The organism is Streptomyces sp. Tek67B01 (assembly GCF_055231995.1).
The window spans coordinates 182,710-206,295 of record NZ_JBUYUY010000001.1 but is presented as its reverse complement, the minus strand read 5'-3'; the positions used below and the strand labels follow the sequence as shown (position 1 = coordinate 206,295).

The window sequence follows — 23,586 nt, the reverse complement described above, 5'->3', positions numbered from 1 at the left end:
AGGACATCGATAGTGAGGTGGTCTCCGGTCACGCATCCGCGATCCCCGCATCCTCGGCAGCGTTCAGGCCGGCCGTGCGGAAACAGAGGGCCGGCGCAGTATGAGGGCCGGCAGATGGTGTGAGTAGTTCCTTCGGGGCCCGGGTGCCGGTACGGCACCCGGGCCCCTCCAGCGTGTTCCACAGAGAGGTGCGATGACAGCAGACGATTCCCACCGTCGTCTCGATGACGACGACTACCCCGCCTACACCATGGGCCGGGCAGCCGACATGCTCGGCACCACCCAGGGCTTCCTCCGCGCCATCGGTGAACACCGTCTCATCACCCCCTTGCGCTCCCCGGGCGGCCACCGCCGCTACTCCCGCTACCAGCTCCGCATCGCCGCCCGAGCCCGCGAGCTCGTAGACCAGGGCACCCCCATCGAGGCGGCCTGCCGCATCGTCATCCTCGAAGACCAGCTCGAAGAAGCCCAACGCGTCAACGCCGAATACCGGCGCACCACCGGATCCCCGACCCCACCGGCCGCAGCCTGACGACAGCGGTCGACGTTCGGTCCCGCATCGCTCCCAGGTGTGCCGGCCGTGTCGCGGAACCGATTCTGCTCCGGCTTGCCGAGGATGGAATGCATGCGCTGCCCCGGAGGTCCCGAGCTCCGGGGCAGCGCATGCGTCTGGGCTGCTCAGCCACGGGCGGACGCTTGGTCCGCACGGCCCTGGACCCGTGTCCCCGTCTCTCGCCCGGCCGCGGTGTCGACCTCCCGTGTGGCGACGTCACCAGCATGTGCACAGCCCTCCGGGCAGGCGGGGGACTCGGAGGCCCCGCCGCGCACGGCGGTGCCCCCGATCTGGGTGCGCTTCGCCGCCGCGCGGGCCACCACTCACCCATCGCCACAATGACGAGTCTGGCCCTGCCGCTGACACGGCAGGGTCAGAACCCAAGATCTTCATGAGGCTTCTAGGGGTCATCGGGGTGCTGGCCCGGTTCGGGCAGGGGGTGGCAGGTGGCGGCCATCGGTAGGCGAGGGTCTGCGCGCGGTCGTAGAGGCGTAGGCGGTCGCGGGGCCGGATTACGGGCCCCCGCGCCCGGAAATGGCAAGCTTGCGGCCCGCTAACGAGGGGACCGTCCTCGTCGCAGCCATCGATGAGTGGTTGTGATCACTCATACGGCGCGTTCCATGCAGACCAGTTGGTCCCGCTCGTCCCACGACTCGGTGACTGTGAAGCCGAGCCGTTCGTACAGGGTTATCGCACCTGAGCGCCACACCCACACGGAGAGGCGCACCGTGCTGACGCCGTTCTCCGCAGCGTGCGCCAGCGCGGCGTTGACCAGGCTGGACGCGATGCCTCGCCCTCGGAACGCCGTATCCGTCCAAAGCCTCTTGGCCTCGGAGTATCCGTTGATGGGGGTGGCCAGCACCAGGCAGCCCACCACGGTGTCCCCGCTCAACGCCAGCAGCACGACATCGTCAACAAACGCGGCCTGCGGATCCGTGACCTCTGCCCGGTAGCGGTCCGGCAACCCATCAACACCGGCGACCGCCTCACCCTTCTCGGCCTGCGTCTGCAAGTGGTAGGCCGCCAGCAGCTCGGTCAACCCATCCTGAGCGAAAGGAGCCTGATCCGGCCAGCGGACAACGGCAACCCCGCGTTGATCAGTCATGACGTCAGCATCACATGACGCACGTAGGGACGTGAACACCTTCGATAAGGGCCCTGAACTTGCCGTTCAATGCCCAGCCGCCGGCACCAGCTGCCTGGGAATCCGTGCAACCGTCACTGCCGCTCCGCAGCGAGCACCAGGTCATGGACCATGAAGTGGAGTTGTACGTCGTCCATCGACCCCTCCCACAGCCCCTCGGCGTCGAGCACGGAGGACGCGACCGTCAGAGCCTCAGCGACGAGTTTGGGATCATACTTGAAACCTGGCCATCGAAGGACCGTCAGCCTTTCCGGCGCGGCGTTGGGTGGCGACGAGGGTGCCGTCGATCAGGACGACCTCCCAGCCCTTCTTGGCGATCTTCTTCAGGGCGCGATCCAAGCGCGGGGGCTGCGCGGTGTGCAGGGTGATCAGCCCGCCGCGCCGGCGGCGGACGGTGGACTCGGACACGTTGTTCCCGCCGGTCGTGCAGGCCAGGTGCTGATAGTGGCGCAGCACGGCCAGGACGATCATCGCGATCTCCTGGGGGCGGCAGGACCCGCCACCTGGACCGGATCACTTCCGGGGTGACGTAGCAGCAGATCGGTGAGTCGGAGGCTTCCGCGTCGCACTCCAAGCGGACGGCGTCGGCGATGGCGGTCCGGCGAGACCCCCGCCATGACGGGGCTGCCGTCCCGGATCATCCGAACAGTAGGAAGATGACACCTGATGCGTACTTCAAGAACCTTGCCGCTTCGTGCGGCAATGCCGGCCGCTCTCGCGGCACTCGTGCTCCGGCCGATCGAGGCTGCAGCGGTGCCAGGCCGGCGTCTGTCGCAGGTAGGCGGGGACCGCGGCGGCGGAGGCCGATGGCGCCACCAGCCCGGGAAGGGCGGCGGTCAGGAGTCCGGAGGTGGCGAGCAGCGGTGCGAGACGTTTCATACGCGTGGTCCTGTTCCTTCGTCGGATAAAATGGCCTGCGTCTTCACTTTGTTGGACGGGCCGGTCGGACCGGATCATTCCCGAGAGTGACCTTCCGTCCCCCACACGTACCACCTGAAATTCGGACACTTGCCCGGAACTCATCCCCAAGATCCGGTTGATAGACCAGCAGAGGCTCCGCCGATAGCTCCGCGACGCGGGCGCGACGAGTCGGCGCTCTCCTGGATCGAAGCCGCCGGCGGGCGATGGACTACGGTCGCGCGTGGCAAAATTCTGCGTCGACGACCCGCTGCTCATGCACGTTCCAGTCCCCGTTGAAATTGAGCGCCATGGCGTGGCCGCCGTCCGCGGTAGTCAGGGCCTGCGATATCGAGCCCTGAATCCCGCCGTTGTGACCCCACACCTCGACACCGCAGGACAGCTGCAGCCTCATGAGGCCCAGGCCGTAGGAGAAGCCCGGCGCCCGGGGGACCGGCACGGTGGTGGTCATCTCCGTCAACTGGCGGGGTTCCAGGAGCTTTCCGGAGAGCAGCGCCCGGTAGAACCGGTTGAGATCGGGCGCGGTGGTGACGATCTCACCGGCAGCGCCCGCCAGGGACGGGTTGAGTTCGGTGACGTCGTAGGTCTTGCCGCCCGGCTCGCCCGGGCCTGCGAGTTCCCCGGTCAGTTTCGAGTAGGCCCTGCCTGCGGGCCCGGGCAGAGGAGACCGCGTTCCCGGCAAGACGGTGGAGTCCAGGTGCAGGGGACGCAGGATGCGCCGTTCGATCTCGTCAGCATACGAGAAGCCCGTGACCTTCCGGATCACCAGGCCCGCCAGGATGTAGTTGGTGTCGGAGTATCCCCACCCGTCGCCGGGCGTGAAGCTGCGCTGATGGGTCATGGCGAGCCGAACGAGCCGCTCCGGCGTCCAGGTGTCGTAGCGGTGGCGGAGGAAGGCGGTGCCGAACTCACGCCGCTTGAAATCCTCGTCCTCGGTGTAGCTGTACACACCGCTGGTGTGGTTGAGGAGTTGACGCAGGGTGATTTGCCGGCCGTCGTGTCCGTGTCCCTCGACCAGCCCCGGGAGCCAGTGGTCCACGGTGTCGTCCAGACTCAGTCTCCCTTCGGCTTCCAGTTGGAGCATCACCGTGGCCACGAAGGTCTTGGTGATGGAGCCCGCGCGGAACCGGTCCTCGACCCGAGGTGACCTCCCCGGCCGCAGGTCGGCGGTGCCGGCACGGCCCGCCCAGGTTCCGTTCCGGTCCTCAACGACCGCGATACCACCGGGCGGCCCGTCCTGCACCATCCCGTCGAGGGCCTCTTGAGCGGCGCGGTGACCACCTTCGGCCTCCGTGGCGCGTGCTGCCGGGGCGGACGTCGCGAGACCGGTCGCCATGACCGCCGCCAGCAGACTGGCGGCTCCGAACCGCAGTCTCCGCGCCCTGCGCACGGCGCTTCTCGGGCGCCCGCCCGACGCGTCGGCGGCCCGGGCGGCAGCCATCCCTTCCCGCCCTTGGAGCTCCTCCCGTTCGAAAGGATGCAGACCGTCCACTACATGCACACGCTGGGACACGGAAGTACTCCTCTGGGGTCGGCGGGCGACAGCTGGTGCGTTGCGACCGAGTCTCGACGAGCCGGACCCGCGCCGAGTAGCCCGCTGCCCACCGGTTGCAAGGTGGGGAAAGCCCCCGGGTGTGCGTCGGCGGGCGCCCGGTACGGCTCCCACTGCACCTGTCAGGCCAGGTGAGGGGCGGGCTACTCGGCGCGGGTCCGGTGGGTGCGGGAACGCCACCCGGAGTGGCGGGGAGGTCTGGTTCACCGACGTCGACGGCACCGTCGACCGGGACGTCATCGCCCGCTACCGCGAGACCGACACCGGGGTCGCCGAGTGGGACTGAGGCTCCGCCGACGGCGACGGCGACGACGTCGCGCCCGGCCGGGCGGGGACCGTCCGCCGGTGACCGCTGGTCACACCACGTAGGCACCGGCAGTGCTGTGTCGTGCACCCGCGAGCCGCGTCACCAAGCTGTCCTGACAACACACCTAGCGGCGTGATCCTCTGGACCGTGATCTACACGCCCCCACCGTCTACGCCCAGACCCCCACGGGTCGGGTTCGGCGTTGACGTGCTGCTTGGCCGGCCGCGGGGGCCGAAGCAGGCACGATCGGCCCCTGCAGCCCGTCATCGGTCACAGGTCCCGGCGCGCTCCCGCCTCCGCCGGCGGTATCGGCGACTTCCTTTCCCCGCCTTCGGTACCAACTGTGCCAACCGCAACACGGTCCCCACGCCGACGGGGCCACCACAGCAGGCACCGGCGCAGCCAACCGCCACCTCCTGGGCCTCCCCTCGGCAGCCCCTCAACCAATGCGGCGGAGCGGACCCAAAGGTAGATGACGACGTCGCCGTCAACACGGGGACGGTTCCGGGCATCGTTGATCAGTAGTCTCTACCAGCCACGTCAAAATGGCTTAGTGTCTTCAGGCGTGGGAGGTCGGCGGCAGGATGGACACCGTTCAGGCCCCCGTACTGCGCCCGCCGGGCGGTCTTACGTGCCTCGCGCAGGGGGCTGGCGCCCACCCCGTAGCGGCAGGTGGGGGCGTGGCTTCTCTGAACCAGGCAAGGCAAGACCTGAGCGGATCCGGCTTCGCGGTGCTGCGTCGTAGGTCTCGGAAGGTCTTCTGTCAGGGGGGTGTGTCAGAGTCTGCGCATGCTCGAGATCATGGTGAAGACGGAGAACGCGGAGCGGTACGTTCGTGTGTCCGATGAGGAACTGGCTGTGTTGGTCCGGCGCGTCGGGGAGGACGGGGACCGTTTCCCGGTGGTCCAGCGGATACCCGACTTGCCCGACGTCTTCGCCCAGGTCTGGCACGAGTCCGGCGGAGGCTACACGTTGGAGTACCGCGACGGTGGCGCCGACCGGCACTTCCAGGTGATGGTTGAAGGTGTTGAGGCCGTGATCGAGGCGATGACTGGTTGGGCCAGGGAGCGGTCAACGTCGTCACCGTCTTCTGGAAGGGCGAGCAGGGCGAGTAGCGGCAGTCTGCTCCGCGATCGTCCGTGCCTCCACGCGGTCGCGCCGGAGATCCATGCGGTGTAGCCGCATAGATCGTTTTCGTCAACGAGCACGATTCCCCCGGGCACAAGGCTCGCCGCGAGTACGGGAGCCGCGTCAACGCTCTCGTGGCTGACGCCCTGTCGTGAGCGCGATCCTGGAGGTGTGGCCCGCCGTCGGTACTGCTACGGAGTACTGGTGGGCTCGCCTGTTCAACTGTCCCCAGTTCCTCGTGGAAGCCTCCCTGCCGGTGACCGTGTGTGGTCGTCGACGGCGTATCGGCTCACGGTCCCACCAACACCGGGGCGAGGATGAAGTCCTGCACTTCAACGGCCACGCCCGTGGGCCCAGCGCCCCGGCCCCCGATGGGCTGGGGCGGTCGGCCGTCAGCGCGAGTCGAACTCGCCAGTTACGAAGGCCTGGGCCTGAACGCTGCGAGCAAGGAGCCCTTTCAGAGCGACCACCGATCAATCGCCAACGGCTGACATGGGGAGCAGCACGTGGCCGGGCCTGCCCTACCGCTCGGTCTGCCGGCCGGTCGGGCGCGCCCTACGGCGTCAGGGCCGGCGCTGCTCCCCCCTGCCCGGCGCACCGCTCGGCGAGCCATGCCAGCCGTTCGTGCAGCCCGGGACGCCGGGCCTTGACGTAGGCGATCTGCCGGCGGGGGGTGCAGCCGCGCGAGAGCTTCGCCCGGTCCGAGCCCGTGGAGTAGTGGATGTGCGAGATCCCCTCGCGTAGCGCGAGCCGCAGCAGCTCGTAGTAGACGAGGCCGAAGTAGAGCGGGATCCTGCCCTGCACGGCGTAGTCGAACCCGGCCTGCCGCGCGTACAGCTCGCCGCAGTGGGTGAAGGTGAGCGCGAACCCCGCGAGCTGCCCTTCGACGTGGGCCGTGGTGACCCGGGCCGCGGAGGCGGCGTTGGCGGCGACGCTGCGCAGTACGGCCTTGAACGCGTCGGCGTCGGCCGGCGTGCCGTACTTGGCGTACAGGGCGAGTTCCAGCGGGGCGAGTTCCCCGATCAGCTGCTCGGTGAGCGGCTGCGTACGGTAGCTGACGCCGGCGTCGTCCAACGCGCGCAGCTCGCGGTTCAGCTTGCCCCGACGGCGGGCGTCGAAGCGGGCCAGGTACGCGTCGAAGCCGCCTTGCTCCGGGACTGCGAGGGAGTACGCGGTCTGGCCGGGCAGCGCGGCGTAGCCTCGTCCGTCGAGGACCGCGCGCAGCGGCGCGTCGTCCTCGTCGACGTACAGGAACGAGACGGCTTCCAGTCCCGTCTGCCTGGCTTCCTCTTCTGCGGTTTCCACCAGTGCGGACAGTACCTGGTGCTGCTCGTCCGGCCCGAGGTCGCCGGTCAGGCCCGCCTTGGTGTGCGAGGGGTTGCGCCCGCCGCAGGCCAGGGCGGGCAGCAGCTCGGCGGCCCAGGGGGCGCCCTCTCCGGTGGCCTCGCGGTGGATGGTGTCGACGACGCGGCCGGGGCTGCAGAAGACGAACGGCGTGCCGGGGTGCAGCGGGTAGCCGGGCAGAACGCCCACGGCCCGCCCGTCCCGTGACGCGGTGAAGTAGTACGGCGAGGGGTCGGCCGTCGCCTGGGCGTGCCGGAGCCAGGGGCTCGCGGCGTAGAAGCCCCGCGGCCCGAGGAGGGCGTCCCACCGCTCCGTGGCTGCCTCGTCCAGGGCTCGGCCGACCGCCACGTCGGGCGCCGCGGAACGGGTCGTCGACGGGGTCATCACGCGCGGCCAGCCGGCGCGCCGGAGCCGTCGATCACGGGCGTCAGCTGGCCGAGGGCCGCTTCGGCCCGGCGTACCGCGTCGCCGGTGGTGTCGCCCACCGCGACGACGTAGCCCAGCAGGTCGAGGTTGCTCTCGGCGGGCCGTACGGTGTCGCCGGGATGCGCCTCCAGGTCGACGTCGACGACACCGGGGACGCGGCGGGCCAGGTCCGCTCCGCCGATGGAGGTGAGGATGCCGGTGCCGCGCGCGGCCAGGTAGCGGGACGCGGCCGCCCGGCTGCGGGTGGCGGTCAGGTCGGCCCGCTGCGCCGCGTGCAGCCGGATCACCTCGCGCTGGAGGTAGATGCCGGTCGCCTCGCGAATCAGCTGGGTGATCTCGGCTCCGGGCATGCGGCCGTTGACCTCGACGACGAAGGGGCCGTTCGCGGTCATCTTCACCTCCACGTGCGCGGCTCCGAAGTCGTGGCCGACGGCCTCCAGCGCACGGCGGGCGAGGTCGACGCACTCCTCGCGCACGGGCGCGGAGAGCATTGAGGGGAAGGTGTCGCCCATCTCCACGAAGTGCGGGTGAGGTCCGAGCGCCTTGTCGGTGACGCCGAGGAAGACGCGCTCTCCTTCAACCAGCACGGACTCGACACTCACTTCGAAGCCGAGCAGGTATTCCTCGACCAGGGCTCCGGGACGCCGGAGCTGGCCGCGGAAGTCGGTCGGCTTGGAGCTGATCTCACGGTAGGCGGCCAGGACTTCGTCGGGGGTGCGGCACAAGGTCACGCCGATGCTCGCGGACTCCGTCATCGGCTTGACGACGCACGGGTACCCGAAGCGACCGGCGGCGGCCAGCGCGTCCTCCTCGCCCACCGCCTGGTGGAAGCCGGGGACGGCTACCCCCGCCGCCGCGCAGGCCTCCCGCATCAGGAGCTTGTCCCGGCAGGTCGCGGCCGCCTTCGGGTTCAGCCCGGGCAGACCGAGGCGGGCGGCCGCCTCGGCAACGATCGGGATGTTGTAGTCGGTGACCGTCAGCACACCGCGCAGCCGGCCGTCCGCGCGGAACGGCTCCAGCGCGGCGACGACCGCGTCGACGGAGTTGGTGTCCGTGCGCACGATCTCGTCGATGTGCCGGGCGAAGACCTCCTCGGCGAGGCTCACGACGCGGTAGCGGTCGGGATCGTTGCTCACCAGCACGGTGTGGAAGCCGAGTTCACTGGCGGCGCGCAGGGGGGTCAAACCGAAGTTGGACAGCTGGCTCTCGACGACGGCGAGTACGCCGGGTCCGGCGGGGTGGGAGGAGGAGGTCATACGAGCTGTTCTCCATGTTCGGCGGTGGGGGGTGTGGCGGGACTCGGCGGGTCGGGTACCGCCACAGCCGCGAGGATAGGTCCGCGGGCTGCCAGGCTCACCACCAGGGCGCCCAGAGTGAAGGCGGCGGGCAGCGCCAATGTGGCCGTCGCCCCGAGGTGTTCGGCCACGAGGCCCGCCACGGCGGAACCGGTCGCACCACCGACCGCTATGAAGCTGCCGACACCCGCGAAGGCCTGTGTCGCCTTCTCCTGGGCAGTCATGTCACCGATGAGTTGGAATTCCTCGGCGCCGGCCGGTGCCATCGGCAGTCCGCTCAGCAGCAGCAGGCCGCCCAGCAGTACGGCCGTCCAGGTCGCGTCGAGCCCGGCCGCGTGAGCGGGGCGGACGAGGGGCAGCAGGGCCAGCGCGAGGGTCAGGACGACCAGCAGCCTCATGTAGCGCCGGTAGGTGGTTCCGCCCCACGCGCGGGCGCCGTACATCAGGCCGCCCAGCACGCTGCCCACGGACTGCACGGCGACGAGGGTGCCCGCGTACTCGGCTGGCGAGCCCTGGTCCCGGAGGGTGGCCGTGACGGCGATGGCGAGCGCGCTGGAGAGCGCGGCCGTCAGCGCGATAGCGACCAGCACCGATGTGGCCGCGGCCCGTCCGGGTCCCCGGCGGGTGGCTCCCGCGGACCCGGCGTTCGTGCCGCCCGGGGTGTCGTCGCCTCCGGTACGACTTTCCGCGCCGGCACGGCGGCGTACGGCGGACGCCTGCCCGTACCCCAGGCCCCCGGCGCCCAGCAGTACCGCGGTCACCAGCAGGGCACTTCCGGCGCCCACGAGGGCGCCGAACAGCGTGACCGCGGCCGGCCCGAGAACGAACAGCAGCTCGCTCAGGGTCGCTTCGAAGGAGTAGGCGCGCCGCCGCAGCGTCGGATCCTCGGTGAGGTGGGGCCACAGGGCCCGCATCGAGGCGCCCACCGGTGCGGTGGTCAGCCCCGCGGCGCAGGCCCCGCCGAGGAGCACCGGCACCGGCGCCGCCTCGGCCCACAGCGCCACCGCTGTCAGCAGCAGCGCCGCGAGGGGCGCGGTCACGCGCAGCACCCGGCTCGGGCCGGCCCGGTCCATGAGTCGTCCGACGACGGGGCCGCCGACGGCGGCGCCCAGCGCGTACCCGGCGCCGGCGCTGCCTGCGACGGCGAGGGAGTGCCCCGCGTGGACCGTCGTCAGGAGCAGCGACAGCGGCACCATCGTGCCGGCCAGGCGCGCGAGCGCGGCGGGGGCCGCCGCCGCGCTCGCGTCCGGGAGCCGCAGAAGCTCCGCGAAACCCTTGACCATCATGTGGTCCCTGCTGCGAGGGCCACCGGTGCGGCGGTCGCCGGCTCCGCCGGTGCGGGTTCCGTGGCCGGTTCGGCGCCGGCATCCGTGGCCGGGTCGGCCGACGGGTCGGCCAGCAGGAAGACGTCCTTGCCGGTCTCTGCGCGCCAGACCAGCGTCTCCTCCTCGCCGTCGACGGCGACGACGGCCGCCCGTGTGCGGATGAAGTTGTTGCTGCGCCCCAGGGAGTAGGCACCTGTGTCGCGCAGGCACAGCAGGTCCCCGGGCCCGGTGTCGTCCGGCAGATCGACCGCGGACGCGTGGATGTCGTTCTCGTAGCACAGGGGCCCGGACACCGACCAGGTGCTGGTGCGGGACGAGTACGTCCGCCCGATCGGCTCCAGTTGGTGGACCTCTCCGGTCCCCGCCCAGGGGGCGACATTGCTGCCGCCGTCCAGGATCAGCCAGCGTGCCTCCGGCAGCTCCTTGCGTGACACCACCCGGGTCACCAGGCTCATGGCGTCGGAGACCAGCCAGCGACCCGGCTCGCAGGCGAGGGTCACGCCGCCGAGGCCCGCGCGCTCCATGAGCCCGTCAATCGCAGGCAGCAGACGCGCGACGTCCAGGAAAGGCTCCTCGTCCTGCACGGGGATGCCGCCCTGCTGGGCCCACAGCGCCGACAGCGGACCGGTGCGCGGCCGGCGTATGCCCGGTACGCCGAATCCGCCGCCGATGTTCACCTCGCGCAGCCCGAAGCGGCGGTGCAGTTGCGCCGCCTCGCCCAGGACTCGCCCGATGGCCCGGAGCATCAGCTCCTCGTGGACGATCTGGCTGCTCAGGTGAGCGTGCACCGCGGCGAGTGTCAGATGGGGGGAGTCGGCGACCAGGGCGACGACGCGAGCCAGTTCGGCCGAGCCCGCGGGCCAGCCGAAGCGGTTGCGCAGGGCGGCGGCCGTGGCCTGGGCCCGGTACGAGGGGTCGCAGGAGGTCGAGACCGGGACCCCGGGAGAGATCCGGATGCCCACCTCCACGGGATGCCCGGCGGCGGCCGCCAGCTGCTCCAGGACCGCGATCTCCTGTTCGCCGTCGATGTGGACGCGTACGCCGTGGCGGACCGCGGCGGCGAGCTCCTCCTCAGTCTTGACCGGCCCGTTGAATACGATGTCCGCCGGGTCGAACCCGGCGGCCAGCGCGGCGTCCATCTCGTAGCCGGAGACCACGTCCGCGCCCATGCCGCGGGCGGCCAGCCGGCGCAGGATGAACGGCAGGTAGTTCGTCTTCACCGAATAGTAGACGCGGGTTTCGCGGCTGAGGCTGCCGAGCACGCCGGCCAGCCGGTCCACGGCCTCGTCGAGGCGGCCGCAGTCGAGGACGTGGAACGGCGTGGCGTGGCGCTCAGCGAGGTCCGCGAGGCGCTCGTGGTCGGCGCTCACGCGGACGCCCCTGTCGCCCCGGCGTCCGCGGCGTGCGGGGAGAGGCCGGTCACCAGGCGGAAGCCGGTGTCGATGGCTTCATGCTCCAGCAGGTCCGCATAGCGGCTCTGCCACGCGCCCGAAGCCAGGTCCTCTTCCAGTCGGGCGATGCCGCGCGCGACGGCCACCTGGTCCGTCAGAGCGAACGCCGAGCAGGCCCGGCGGGTCGCGGGGTCGAGGTACGCGGTGGGCCGGCGCCAGAACGCGGTCATGAAACCGTCCGTGAAGTCGTGCCACACCGGGAGTTCGGTGACCTCGCACGGTCCGAGCAGGGAGGTGAGGCGCTCCATCGAAGGGACGCGGGACCGCTCGGCGTCCGCGATCTCCGGCACGTAGTCGCGGGTGAACCAGAAGTCGCCCTGGACGTCCATGTCGTACGTGACGATGACGAAACGCCTGGCGACCCGCTGAAGTTCAGCGATGCCCGCTTCCAGGTCCGACCAGTGGTGGACCGTCAGCACGGCCATGACGGCGTCGAAGCTCTGGTCGTCGAAAGGCAAGTGCTCGGCGCCCGCGGCGACGCATGGGGCTGCGCCCGCCGGCCGCTGGGCCCTCATCTCCTGCGACGGCTCCACGGAGACAAGCCTGACGCCGGTCGGCTCGTAAGCCCCGCATCCGGCGCCCACGTTGAGCACCGTACGCGCGTCGCCGAGTGCGCGATGGATCAGCTCGGCCCACCGGGGGTCGGGGCGGCGGACGGAGGAGTAGCCGATGCCGATCCGGTCGTAGACGGCGGCGGTACCGCTGGGGATGGGAACCGCGGAGGGTACGGCGAGGAGCGGGTTCGACATGGCGTTCACGCCTTCGCGCTGGCGAGGACGGCGGCTTCGTACTCCTCGCCGTAGCGGCGTTCGTCCCACGGGTTGACCGCCACCAGCCAGACGTCGCGGTGACCGCCTTCGTCGGTGAGGTGTTCGATGTCGGTGACGTGGTGGAACATCAGGCGATCGTCGAAGGCGATCGCCTGGCCGTCCTGGAGCGTGGTCCGGAAGAAGGGCTCGCCGCCGCCGAGGGGCATGAGCTGCGTCTCGCCGCCGGATATGTTGTGGCGGCGCGTGACGGCGACGATCCCGTAGTGGTGGCCGTCGCGGTGCGGGCCCTCCGGCGCTGCGACGCCCTCGACGTCGGGGGTGGACACCACGCGGCACTGGTGGATGTTGAGCTGCCAGTCGGTGTCCCGGTCGAGCCCGAGCGCTTCCGCGCCCGCCGCGATCAGCGGCGTCGGGTCGGTGGTGAGCGGCTCCAGGGTGCGCAGCCGGCCGCCGACGAGATCGTTGTACTGGCGCGGCTGCGCGAAGTGGCGGTGCGGCAGCAGTTCGAGATTCCACGCGCCGTCGTGGACGAGGCGGAACTGCGAGAAGCGTCGGTAGCGCTGGGTCGACCCGGTGTACGGATCCAGTGGCAGCTTTTCGAACTCCCCGAGTACGTAGTCGTCGAGCGGAGGTGTGTCGATGATGGTGAAACCCTGCTCGTTGAGGCTCATACCGAACTCCCCGTTGTGTGCGCCCAGTCCTGTTCCTGGGGCGGCCGACTGCGTGGCCCATGAAGTGATCTTGGTGATGCTAAGCAGGCGGACTTCGCCGGAACAAGGTGGGGATCACGTCAGAACATCGGATGAATTCCCGGTGTGTCGGCCCTGGTCAACCGGCTTTAACGCAGGGATGCAGGGTGATCTCGAGCGCCGGTCGACCCTTCCTGGGATGGCTGAAAATGGTCGAAGCCATCGTCTGGTCGATGACTTTCGAGATGTCGTCTCATCGGCGGCAGTGCGACGGGGGCGGCCGAAGGGACGGTCCGGACAACGTGACGAGGTCCCGCTGTGCCCATCTGAGGGCGGGTACGGCGGGGCGCTTGCGGAGAGGGCGCGGGGTGCTCACCCCCGTCCATGGGCTCCGGCGTCCAGCCGCCGCCGACAGGGCGGCTTTGCCCAGGGTTGCCGAAGGCCCACCCACCCCGCCGCTACAGGCTTACTCGCCTGTCGGGGGTTGCACCGGGCGGAACCGCGAGCGCCGACCCTGGGCTTTCTCGGCGATGCCTGGGCCACCAGGTATCTGAGCCATGGTGGTGGCCGCCTGGTCGTCAGTGGCGGCGAAGTAGTCGCACAGGGTCATGCAGCCGAGTCTTGCATCCACGGCTGACAGTCCTCGCCGAGGCGACGAAGCATTCGTGACGACCAGACCAAGGCGCCACATCCTCGGGGAAGGGCGCCGAGCCTGGGAGGGCGGTCTGTCGGTTCGGAATCGGCAGCGGAGGGGTGGTCAGGACGACTTCGTTCCCTTTGGAGTGAAGAACTCCGCGCAAGCCGCATTTCGTACCCGAGATGCGTCATCGTCCTTTTCGTTGGGGGCGGTTCGGTGAAGGGAACGTGTCATGCGATTGCGGCATATGGGAACGGTGCTGGGTGCGGCTGCTTTGGCTGTGCTGCCCTTATCGACGGACGCTCACGCTACGTCGGTGGCCTGTGGTGGGGGCACCTCCACTGGCCGCGTAGCGGTGAACGGCTGCATCAGTGCCGAGAGGGGCTGGCTGGGCGATCTTCCCTACCGGAAGGTGACGGCGTACGTCACACTGCGGAACACGGGAAGCCGGGCGGTGAACGTCTCCTACGAGGCGTATTGGCGCACTCCGGGCTTTGACTGGAAGAAGCTGGGTAGCAGCCGTACCCCTGTCGGGGCAGGCGTGACCGTCGGCCCGCTCGAAGCGGGAAGCAAGGATCGCGCATGTGACGGCGTCAGGGTCGAAGTCCGAGTGCGCGCACAGGTCGCTGGCGGTGCCTGGAGCGGCTGGTCCCCGGCATTCACAAAGCAATGTCAGACCTGACCATGCGCGTCGTACTCACCAGGGCGTTATGAAGTGGCTGCGTGGCAGACGGGGTGGATACTGGTCTTCAGGTCAACCGGGCCGGATGCGGGCCGTCTGCCCCGCCGCAGGGCTCCCGCAAATGCGATGCGTGGTACCGGCCATCGCAGGCCGCCCGCAAGCGGCGGAGGTGGGGATTGCTGACGGCGACGGACTCCGATCTCGCCGCCGTCAGGAGCGGGGCCGGGTTGACCGCGGTCCCATCGGCGAGGCCGGCTTACCGGGCGCAGGTCGGGTGGCGCGGCGACAGTCGGCACACAGAGGCGTAGGGGCAAAGTGACGCGCTCGGCCAGAGGCCGGGCCGATCGCAGGGTTGGCTGAACTCGAAGACCTTCTGGTGCTCACAAGAACGGCGGGAACGGAGCACTTCGGCTACCCATACGAGGTGCTGAAGCCGACGCAGCACCGCTTCACGACGGCCGATCAGAGCCTCGGAACGTCCCAAGGCCGATGCCGTCCGGTCCCCTGCGGGAGCACCACGACCCCGGATGCCCGGCTGGCGGGAGGCCGCTCTCGACCATCTACGCGGTACTTGACCGGCGGCGGCCCGGCACGAGAGACGACACCCGCACTACGGGAGCAGCGGGCGCGCGCGGACGAGCCCGACCTTCGGGCGCTCCAACGCCCGTGAGCCGGGCGGGCTCGCGGGCGATCCGGGCCGCAGCAGCAGTGTGACGACCGGGGAAAAGCGTGGGTACGGCGGTGGCGCCGACCGGGTGGAGCGGCCTCAGCCTGCGTGTCGCGCCGCCGCCAGGGCGTTCTTGACCTCTTGCGCCACGCGGGCGGCATCATCGGGGTTGTGCACGACGTCCGTGTGGTTCATGTCGATGACGAGGACTTCGCTGGCCGAGTAGTGATCGTGGACCCAGTCGTCGTAGCCCGACCACAGGGTCCGGTAGTACTCGACGAGGCTTTCGTCCTGCTCGAAGCCGCGGCCGCGCAGACCGATGCGGTGCAGCACCGTCTCGAAGTCGGCCTTGAGGTAGACCATGAGGTCGGGTGCCTTGCGGTAGGGCAGGCCGTCGATCTCACGCATCATCTCGTCGAGCAGTCCCTCGTAGACCCGCATTTCGAGGGAGCTGATCCGGCCGAGGTCGTGGTTGACCTTGGCGAAGTACCAGTCCTCGTATATGGACCGGTCCAGGACGTTGTCGCCCCGTTTGTACGCCTCCTTGATCGAGGCGAACCGCGTCCGCAGGAAGTAGAGCTGGAGGAGAAAGGGGTAGCGCTTGGCCTGGATCTCCTCGGGGCTCGCCGTGTAGAAGAGCGGAAGGATCGGGTTGTCGTCCACGCTTTCGTAGAAGACCTCGCTGCCCAGCTCCTTTGCCAGCAGCTCTGCGACACTCGTCTTGCCGATCCCGATCATGCCTCCGACGCAGATCACCGGCATACCTCACTTCTCCCTGGGGGTCTTCGTCCTGACGGGCGGGTGGCCCGGGCGCCCCAGACCACTGAGCCGCATGCGGGCGGTCACTCGATTCCCCAGGATCTCGATGATCGGCGTCATCCGGTCCCCGCCCGGACCAGGTCCGACGAAGGTCGCCGTCCCCGACCGGCCGTACTGACCGCTCCGCAGGTGTCGCGTACAGCGACGGGTCACCGCCCAGCGGCCGCCTTGAAGCATAGATGACGGCTCGCCCCAGGTCGGCCGGGCGTCCTTCAGGCGCCCGCCGCACCTGCCCTCGGGCTTTCCCGGGACGCCTTGCCACCGCTGCCGCCGTGTTTCGGGACGCCGAAGTCGACGGTCTCCGCGGGTTCTTACTCCGTCACGATGAGAGGCAGCGGTTCACAGGCTGCGTGCCAGGCAGGGGGGAGCGTGGCGACGCCCGTGCGCGCGGCGATCACCCCGCCCACAATGGCACAGGTGGTGTCGATGTCGCCGCGCCCGGCGACCGTGCACCACAAGCCCTCGTGCAGGTCGTCGAGGTGCCCCGCCGCGCACCACAGGGCGTACGGGACGGTGTCGGGCCCTGACACCCGGTAACCGGATCCGAGGACCTCCGCGGCGTGCCGGACCGAGGTGCGCTCCGGCATCCGGGCCGCGATCCTCACTCCCGAGCGGACATCGCTGTCGGGGAGTCGTTCGGCGACTGCCCGGAGGAAGTCCGACCTGGCCGGGGTGTGGTCGCCCCGGCTGCGGGTGGCCAGCGCCGCGCCAACGGCGACCGCGACCGCTGCGGTGACCGCTTCGGGGTGATGATGTGTGACCGCGCCCTGACGGGCGGCCTGCTCGGCGACCGCATCGAGGTCGGCGCAGTGCCAGGCGCCGAGCGGGGCGGCCCGCATGGCTGCGCCGTTGCCCCAGGAACCTTGGCCTTCGAACTGTCCGGCGACTACCGGCTGCCAAGGCTCGCCCGCGCCGATCCGGCGGAGCACGTCGTGCATGGAGGCCCCGTACCCGCGGTGCGTGTCGTCGGCGTAGGCCGACGCGAAGCGCACGGCGAGGCGGTCCTGGTCGACGGTGCCGCCGCCCTCGACCAGTTCCCGCACGAGAACGAGCGCTTGGGCGGTGTCGTCACTCCACCGCCACAGCGGCTCCGGGGGCAGCGTTCGCGCCTCCAGAGCCGCCGTACCGTCCCGGCGCAGGATGCCGAACCAGCGGTCACCGAAGGCATCGCCGAACGCGAGCCCGTACAACGAATCCAGCACAGCAGCAGGCACGGTGATCATCGGGTCAGTTTCGCAGCGCGAGGGCGCTTCCGCGCTCCGTTTTCGCAGCGGAGGCTTGCGACCCAGGCAGGGTCCCTGAGCTTCGCGGGTGAGTTACGAAGAGCGGCATGGGGAACCGACAGCAGCAATTCCGGAAGGCGAGCCCGAGGCGTTCTTCGGTGGGCGTTTTCCCGCTTGAAGAGGGCTACTACCCGAAGGGCGCAGGACCACTGCCTGAGCTCCGGTAGACGGTGACGACCTCCGGGCGGCCATGGCGGGGGCCAGCAGTGCGTACAGGTCTCCAGTCGGTCCGGTCCGTCCCGCATCAGTCGCTGCCGGAGCCGCGCGCTGCCTCAACACGTTGATGAGACGTCCCATCACGTGGCAGACGGCCTCCACCACCGACGCCGGCGTCTCGTCGTGCTCTCGCCACGCCAGAACAACCAGTGGTGTGGTGGCAGCTCATTCTGCTTCCTGACCGGATGCCCTCATCGGCGACAAGGCTTGACCCGCACCGTCCGGGGGCCGGACACCCCACGGTCGTCCCGGCCCAGGGGTCGCGACTGTGGTGTCAGTGGGCCGGGCTATTCTTCCCGGCACCGCAAATCGACCGTGAGGACCACACGAAGTGACCGGTCTGTCCGCCTTCCCGCTGCCCTTCCAAAGTTCCCGTTCCCAGGCGTTCGTGACGCCCCGGACGCTGCGGGAACTGCAGATGATGCAGTGCAGCGCGCAGCTGCGCGCCCAGCCCGCGTGGTTCGACAAGATGAACGACGCCGACATCGCCGCCAAGTGGACGCGGGAGGCGGTGGCGCAGGGTCTGACCGAAGCGCAAGTGCGCTACGTGCTCGCCGAGTTGCGGTACTACGCCGCGCTGCGGGACGGGCGGACCGGCATCGAGGTGTCTGAGGTCGATGGGGTCTGGCAGTCGGACTTCCTCGTCGACGAGCAGCTCAGATCCCGGTTGCGTGAGGCGGTCCGGGTCCTGGAAGAGGTCCCCGAAGCGGAGCGGGACTGGCATCCCGGATCCGCCGGCCAGGTGTTGGACCTCGTGCACCCCTCACTGTTCTGCCTGGTCAGAGACGTGAGCGGAGGCCCCGAGCGGGCCTGGCAGAACCCGACGAAGCACTACGCGAAGTACGAGTTCTCGGAGAGGTTCCAGTGGCTGCCCACCGATGCCGACGTCAGTGAGGACGGAGCCGTCGCCTTCCGCTCGTATGTCAACAACGTCCACCCCGAGACACATCATGCCCTGGCCTCCGTCCTGCCGGACGTGTTCGCGCGCCTGCGCACTCTGTTCGAGAACGTGCTCACAGATCTGCGGCACCCCCGGCCCCTTCGGATCGAGGCCGACCCCTACGGCTGGTACGACTCGGAACCGGAGTATCCGGTCCAGTCGTCCTACAGTGACAAAGCGGCCTACATGGACGCCCGCGCCGCCTGGGCGGACGCCTACGAGGCCTGGTTCGAGGACCGCCGCCCGATCGTCCCGGACGCCCCGGACTTCACCCCGCCCGCACTGCCCGACGCATCCACCCGGATCGACCTCCGCGGCCGCCGGCTCCAGGTCATCGTAAAACTCGCCACTGTCCACCTCACCCCGGACAAGCCCGAGTACGCCGGCGGTTCCTGGCACGTCGAGGGCATGCTGAACGAGCGGATCGTCTCGACCGGCATCTACTACTGGGACAGCGAGAACATTACGGAAAGCCGGCTGGGCTTCCGGGCCGCACTCGACGATCCGCACTACGCGCAGAACGACGACGCCGGGCTGCGCGAGGTCTACGGCCTGCGGGACGAAGACGCGCTGAACCAGGTGTTGGGCTCGGTCCCGACCCCGGCGGGCCGCTGCCTGGCGTTCCCCAACGTCCTGCAGCACCGCGTGGACGCGTTTCGCCTCGCGGACCCCACCCGTCCCGGGCACCGGAAGATTCTCGCGTTCTTCCTGGTCGACCCGGCGGAGCAGATCGTCTCGACCTCCGATGTGCCGCCTCAGCAACCCTGGTCCGACACCTCGACCATGACGCTCGAGCGGGCCAAGGCGTACCGCGAAGAACTCATGCAGGAAAGGAAATTTTTCGTCGACGAACACAACGAGCAGCTCTACGAACGGGAGTTCTCCCTCTGCGAGCACTGAACCGGCAGGTACGGGGCCCCGTTATGAGGCCCCGGTCGGGCGTCGCCCCGAGAGTCGGAACCAAGCGTCGGTGCGGGTCTGTCGCAGTCACCTGGGGGATGGGGACGAGGAGGCGGGCAGGGGCATGCCCCGTGGCCGCGTACTCGATCTTCGGTGGCAGACGGGCCCCAGCGCCCTCGTGCGCATCATGCGGCGGGTGGGAGCCGGCCCCAGAGGTGTCCGGCTACAGACGGTACTGTCGGCGCGGGATCAGATCATGGTGGTCGGGCTGTGTGACGAGCGGGTGACGCCGGACGTGGTGTACGTCGAGAATCGGAACGAGGAGCACGTGCACGGTGAGCGCCTGGCGGTGCTCCGGGCCGCGCTGCTGCAAAGGATGAGCCGGCACCAGCTGTGGTCCACGGTCAGTGTCCACCACCGCGCGTTGGAGGCACGAATGTGCAGTAAGGGGTTGCCGACCGTGGCGCGCGGTAGGCAGCGGCGGCGTCGTAGGCCACTGGCAGATCGACCGGTCCGCGGATGAGTACGTCAGTGCAGTCTCCGAGCCAGGTCAGGACCGGCCCGACCGAGTCAGCGGGAATCCGTTGCGTCGTCCTCGGCCGGGCCGGGGGCTGCCGTGCTGTCGGCGGCCCGGCCGGCGGCTCGTTGCGCGCGGAGTTCTTCGGCGACCTCGTAGGCCCGGCCCGGGTCGTAGACGGTGACCGAGGTGCCAGGGCTGTACATCGCGTATGCCCGGGGCGTGTACCGATAGCCTTCGACGCCGCGCTGGGGCTGAAAGTGATCGATGACTCCGGACACACAGGCAGTCCCGCGATGCAGGACGCGGCCCTGGAGGCGATCGCGCGATTCGGCAAGAGCGGACGGTGACTGGCACCGCACTGCGCCGTGTGCTCCTCGCCCCAGAAGAGAGCCAAGGACGGCAGTAGCGCACAGTCGGAAATAACCCCCTCCCGCCAGTAGTCAAGTACCTACGACGCGGTTGGCTGACGATCCAAGTCGCCGGAACGGCGGCGACGTCGTTCTCGCCCCAAGGACAGGCTGTTCACCCGCCATCGGTAGGGATTGGCGTCCTCGTCTTGGCCCGGTTTCCCCACGGCCCCGGGCCCGCAAGCGCCGGTAGGGGTTCTGGTGAGGGGACACGACACCCCATCTGCGCGGTCCTGTCCGTGCGCGGCTGCGTACTCCTCGTCCGACATGACGCTGAGGCCTTCTTCCGAAGGCGGCAGGGAGCGCGGGGCGGCGGGTGGGGCAGCGGCGAGAGTTGCCAGGAGCATGGCTGCTGCTGTGGCGAGGATAGCTGTGGGGCGGAGCCGAACGCGCAAGCTGATCTCCTCGGACGAGCCCGACGGGGCGGAGCGCGTATGGTTGTCGGAGCAGCTTTGAGGAGCTCGTGGGCCTCCGGCCGACACAGACCGTTGCGCCAGGACTCGAAGGCGGCCAGCGCGGAGGCGTAGTACTCCCGCGGCATGGAGCGGAGCTGGTTGGAGACCTGCTGCCGGTTCCATGCTGCGCATGCTCCACACGGTTCCCTGGCAGCGCGGGGTCAACGCCCTGGAGCTCGGTTCACTTTCGCCCGTCCAGCCTTCCCCTCACTGTTGCATCCCGATGGCCGGGACGCTTTTGGGCTTGAACGCTCCGCTTCACACCCCGCCGTTACCAGCGACGCATGGGAGCGCGGGGGGCGGGCCCTGGACACTGGCCCGAAGTTCAGCCGGGCGATATCTCCTTCACGTGGCCGTCCCTACTTACGTGGTGCGACTTCGTGTCGCACACTGAGCACCACAGTTGGCGTCCTTCGCCGACTGTGGTGCTCAGACTCCGTCGTCGACCATGAAGCTTCTTGGACAATTCCTCGGTTGTGGGGGACGCGTGCCGTTTCGGCGGCGCACCGAGGCTGTCAGTAGGTGAAGAAGTCGCCCAGGGCGGCGGCGAGCGGGCCGGGTGCTTCCTCGGCCACATGGTGGCCGGCGTCGATGCCGTGGCCACCGGAGGGGGTGTCGGACCGGCTACCGGACCCACTCCGCCCGAGAGTGCGACCGCGGAGAGCTGGCCCGCACGGTGAGCCGCGTGCGGGAAGCTTCCGGCCGACGTACCAATCCCCGTGCGATCGCGAATGTTACCGGCCGGGTGTGGAGTTCGTACGCCAGATGCCGGCCGACTCGGCGCTCGTGGATGGGTTCTCCAGGTCCTCGTAAGGCGTCAGTTCGTCTTGGTGATGTTCAGGCGGAAATTCGGGCATGTGTCCGGGTCGGAGTTCTCGTATAGGACCGTCCTGGTGGAGTCCATGGCGACGGACAGACGGTCGACCGTGTCACCCGACATCCAGTCGTGCGGTTCGGTGAAGTGGAGGTGGAGCAGGGGATGTTCCTTGGGGCTTGAGGGGGTGTCGATATTCCAGGTACCCGAGCCTTTGAAGGTGGCGCCCAGCTCCGCACGGTAGTAGTCGCCGGTGGGCCAGTTCTCCACCGTCAGGGTGCCGCCGTTGGTGCCGGGGGTGAGCGAGAGCGTGAGGCTGACGCCTTCGGCGTCGTGTTCGCCCCGGTAGATGCCGGCGAGTTCGCTGCCGCCCGCGGCCGTGGCCTCGGGCGGGATGCAGCGCTCGAACGCGCTGGAGGTGCCGCACCCGGTGAACTGGAGTGTCAGCAGGGACAGGGCTGCAGCCAACCTAAGCGCGCGCAGGGGGCGAATCATGGGGTTACTTCCCTCCGGCCGGGATGCGTTCCGTCCAGGTGATCTCCTGGCGGATGGTGGAGAGGACGCCCTCGTCCCGGTTCGTGCTCTTGAGCCAGTCGTAGTAGCCGATGAAGTGCAGGAACGATTCGTTACTGGTGGCGTTCTTCAACTTGTATTGCACGACCAGGGAGCCGTCGGGGTCCTGCCCCCGCACGTCGTAGTCCAGGGAGTAGGAGCCCGTGAAGGCTTCGCCGAGGTGCTTCGGGTCCCCGGTGACGATGGCGGGGATGTCCGTCGTGATCAGCTTCTGGAGCGCGCCGATCTTACCGCCGTCGGAGATCGAGTAGTGGACCGTGCCCGATGCGTTGCCCTCCTTGCGCCACTCGTCGAGGGTGTCCGCCCGGAGCTTCTTCATGCTCTCGCTCTGGCGGATGAGCTCGGTCATCTCGTCCCCGGCCTGGTACTGCCGGTCGCGCGGGCCCTCGCCGAGGAGCCATCCGAAGCCCAGGTCGTAAGGGTCGTCGCTGTTGGGCAGCTGGTATGGGGACTTACCCTGGATGGCGCGGTTGAGCTCGTTGTACTCCTCGTAGCCGATCGTGTTGGTGGAGTCGATGTTCTGGTGCTGGGGCTTGGCGTTGAACCACTCGCCGAGGCCGACGTCCGACATCAGGCTGAACGACAGGTTCTGGTCGGCAGCTATGCCGCGCTTGACGATCTCCACGAGCTCCCGCTGGGCCGTTTCAATCGCCTTCGCGTCGTCGGACCCTTTCTCGATGACCTTGCACTCGCCGTGGATCATGGATGTCGACACGGCGCCGCTGGAGTCGATGTGCAGGCCCCGCTCGCCGGCGCGCCGGACCGCGCCATCGAGTTCGGTTTTTACGCTCTTCAGCTCGCCCAACGCGGCGTCGAGGACACCGATCACGGCCGCCGCGACCTTGGTGGCGTCGTCCAGCTGACGCTCGATGTCGTCGATCATCCGCCAGGCGTACGGGGCCGCCGCGCCCTCCCAGTAGCCCTTGTCCCGCAGCGGCTGGAGCATCTCGTCGTGGACCCGTTTGCCGAGCTTGCCTATCGCGTCGTGCGAGGTGCGCCACTGGTCTGCGAGCTTCTGCAGCGGCCCGAGGTCGGTGTCGAGGATCTCGCGGTAGAACGAGGCCATCAGAGCCCCTCCAGCAGTGACTTGCGGGGCTTGATCCCCCGGAAGGCCTCTTCGATCTCGTGGTTCGTCTTCGTGTAGTCCCGTGCCCCGACCCGGAGGCTCTCCGCGATCTGCGCGAGCCAGCCCGCCACCGTGCCGGCCTGCGTCTCCCACTGCTTGTGGGCGGCGCGCAGGGCGAAGGCGGTCTCCCAGCCCGCCGTGGCTGACATCGCCGTCTGCGCGGGTCCTTCGAGCGCGGCGGCGGGCTCGGTGAAGGCGGTGTGGATCTCGTCCGCGCTGCCGGCGGCTTTGGTGAGGATGGACGGCTCGATCTTCAGGACCTCGCCGTCCTGGTGTGGCCCGGCTTTGGGAGCAGGCTTGAGGAGCGGGTATGGCTCCTGGAACGGGGTCTGCTGAAGGGGGACGGGGACGAGCGGGTCGTGGTAGCTGTCTGCGGGCGGGGCCTTGGTCACGCCGCCCGCCCAGGAGGAGTTGTGTTTCTTCAGCTCGTCCGGAGTCAGCGGCAGCTGGGATGGTTCGGGCAGTTTGTTGTCACTCATATGGAATCCCCCGTGGTGGTGCGCGTACGCTCAGCAGCCTAACCGGGTGTGCCGGGCCAGTGGGAACGGCCCTCATGGCGAGCCGTGACGTGGATGGCCCAGACGTCTTCCCCGAACGCGGCAGGCGGAGAGCCCGTGCTCCCACCGGCTCGGTGGGCGGGTAGCC

Annotated in this window: 18 protein-coding genes and 1 pseudogene; 3 read left to right on the top strand and 16 right to left on the bottom strand. The window is 69.4% G+C overall.

Annotation, left to right across the window (positions count from 1 at the left end; translation table 11 throughout):
• The first annotated feature begins 193 nt into the window (after window positions 1-193).
• Window positions 194-532 (top strand): MerR family transcriptional regulator, encoded by a 339-nt coding sequence (locus tag ACV7NM_RS01040; protein WP_463408402.1) that lies wholly within the window; start codon window positions 194-196, stop codon window positions 530-532.
• A gap of 625 nt (window positions 533-1,157) precedes the next feature.
• Here the strand turns inward: ACV7NM_RS01040 and ACV7NM_RS01035 are convergent.
• From ACV7NM_RS01035 to ACV7NM_RS01020, 4 genes are all read right to left on the bottom strand, one after another.
• Window positions 1,158-1,658 (bottom strand): GNAT family N-acetyltransferase, encoded by a 501-nt coding sequence (locus tag ACV7NM_RS01035; protein WP_463408401.1) that lies wholly within the window; start codon window positions 1,656-1,658, stop codon window positions 1,158-1,160.
• A 249-nt stretch (window positions 1,659-1,907) separates the two neighbouring features.
• A complete protein-coding gene (locus tag ACV7NM_RS01030) occupies window positions 1,908-2,168 on the bottom strand; it encodes a hypothetical protein (protein ID WP_463408400.1) in 261 nt (86 codons plus the stop codon).
• Window positions 2,169-2,372: 204 nt separating this feature from the next.
• Complete coding sequence (locus tag ACV7NM_RS01025) at window positions 2,373-2,576, bottom strand: hypothetical protein (RefSeq protein WP_463408399.1); 204 nt, start codon at window positions 2,574-2,576, stop codon at window positions 2,373-2,375.
• 250 nt (window positions 2,577-2,826) lie between these two features.
• Entirely contained in the window at window positions 2,827-4,056 is a 1,230-nt protein-coding gene (locus ACV7NM_RS01020) for a serine hydrolase domain-containing protein (RefSeq protein WP_463413800.1), read from the bottom strand.
• Window positions 4,057-5,263: 1,207 nt separating this feature from the next.
• Between ACV7NM_RS01020 and ACV7NM_RS01015 the strand changes: the two are divergent.
• Window positions 5,264-5,548, top strand: a pseudogene (locus ACV7NM_RS01015) (DUF6891 domain-containing protein); the annotation flags it as partial.
• A 609-nt stretch (window positions 5,549-6,157) separates the two neighbouring features.
• On the opposite strand, the gene ACV7NM_RS01010 reads toward ACV7NM_RS01015, so the two are convergent.
• The 8 genes from ACV7NM_RS01010 to ACV7NM_RS00975 all read right to left on the bottom strand — a co-directional run bounded on the left by ACV7NM_RS01010 (window position 6,158) and on the right by ACV7NM_RS00975 (window position 16,930).
• Window positions 6,158-7,330, bottom strand: a complete 1,173-nt coding sequence (locus ACV7NM_RS01010) for a GNAT family N-acetyltransferase (RefSeq protein WP_463408398.1) — start codon at window positions 7,328-7,330, stop codon at window positions 6,158-6,160.
• Entirely contained in the window at window positions 7,330-8,628 is a 1,299-nt protein-coding gene (locus ACV7NM_RS01005; protein ID WP_463408397.1) for an ATP-grasp domain-containing protein, read from the bottom strand. Before ACV7NM_RS01005 ends, ACV7NM_RS01010 begins: the two co-directional genes overlap by 1 nt.
• Window positions 8,625-9,953, bottom strand: a complete 1,329-nt coding sequence (locus tag ACV7NM_RS01000) for an MFS transporter (RefSeq protein WP_463408396.1) — start codon at window positions 9,951-9,953, stop codon at window positions 8,625-8,627. The genes ACV7NM_RS01005 and ACV7NM_RS01000 overlap by 4 nt, the downstream gene beginning before the upstream one ends.
• Window positions 9,950-11,362, bottom strand: coding sequence for a diaminopimelate decarboxylase family protein (locus tag ACV7NM_RS00995; RefSeq protein ID WP_463408395.1), 1,413 nt, complete (start codon window positions 11,360-11,362; stop codon window positions 9,950-9,952). The genes ACV7NM_RS01000 and ACV7NM_RS00995 overlap by 4 nt, the downstream gene beginning before the upstream one ends.
• On the bottom strand, window positions 11,359-12,192 hold the full coding sequence (locus ACV7NM_RS00990) for a class I SAM-dependent methyltransferase (RefSeq protein WP_463408394.1): 834 nt from the start codon (window positions 12,190-12,192) through the stop codon (window positions 11,359-11,361). Before ACV7NM_RS00990 ends, ACV7NM_RS00995 begins: the two co-directional genes overlap by 4 nt.
• A gap of 5 nt (window positions 12,193-12,197) precedes the next feature.
• Window positions 12,198-12,884 (bottom strand): 2OG-Fe dioxygenase family protein, encoded by a 687-nt coding sequence (locus ACV7NM_RS00985; RefSeq protein WP_463408393.1) that lies wholly within the window; start codon window positions 12,882-12,884, stop codon window positions 12,198-12,200.
• A gap of 2,103 nt (window positions 12,885-14,987) precedes the next feature.
• Window positions 14,988-15,650, bottom strand: coding sequence for a deoxynucleoside kinase (locus tag ACV7NM_RS00980; RefSeq protein ID WP_463408392.1), 663 nt, complete (start codon window positions 15,648-15,650; stop codon window positions 14,988-14,990).
• 368 nt (window positions 15,651-16,018) lie between these two features.
• Complete coding sequence (locus ACV7NM_RS00975) at window positions 16,019-16,930, bottom strand: ADP-ribosylglycohydrolase family protein (protein ID WP_463408391.1); 912 nt, start codon at window positions 16,928-16,930, stop codon at window positions 16,019-16,021.
• 607 nt (window positions 16,931-17,537) lie between these two features.
• Between ACV7NM_RS00975 and ACV7NM_RS00970 the strand changes: the two genes are divergently transcribed.
• On the top strand, window positions 17,538-19,046 hold the full coding sequence (locus ACV7NM_RS00970; protein WP_463408390.1) for a DUF4246 domain-containing protein: 1,509 nt from the start codon (window positions 17,538-17,540) through the stop codon (window positions 19,044-19,046).
• 570 nt (window positions 19,047-19,616) lie between these two features.
• Here ACV7NM_RS00970 and ACV7NM_RS00965 read toward each other — a convergent pair.
• The 4 genes from ACV7NM_RS00965 to ACV7NM_RS00950 all read right to left on the bottom strand — a co-directional run bounded on the left by ACV7NM_RS00965 (window position 19,617) and on the right by ACV7NM_RS00950 (window position 23,420).
• Window positions 19,617-19,769 (bottom strand): hypothetical protein, encoded by a 153-nt coding sequence (locus ACV7NM_RS00965; protein ID WP_463408389.1) that lies wholly within the window; start codon window positions 19,767-19,769, stop codon window positions 19,617-19,619.
• A gap of 1,476 nt (window positions 19,770-21,245) precedes the next feature.
• Window positions 21,246-21,710, bottom strand: coding sequence for a hypothetical protein (locus ACV7NM_RS00960; protein ID WP_463408388.1), 465 nt, complete (start codon window positions 21,708-21,710; stop codon window positions 21,246-21,248).
• Window positions 21,711-21,741: 31 nt separating this feature from the next.
• On the bottom strand, window positions 21,742-22,881 hold the full coding sequence (locus ACV7NM_RS00955; protein ID WP_463408387.1) for a hypothetical protein: 1,140 nt from the start codon (window positions 22,879-22,881) through the stop codon (window positions 21,742-21,744).
• The gene (locus ACV7NM_RS00950; protein ID WP_463408386.1) at window positions 22,881-23,420 is read right to left on the bottom strand and encodes a WXG100 family type VII secretion target; all 540 of its coding nucleotides are present in this window, start codon (window positions 23,418-23,420) and stop codon (window positions 22,881-22,883) included. The genes ACV7NM_RS00955 and ACV7NM_RS00950 overlap by 1 nt, the downstream gene beginning before the upstream one ends.
• Window positions 23,421-23,586 lie beyond the last annotated feature (166 nt).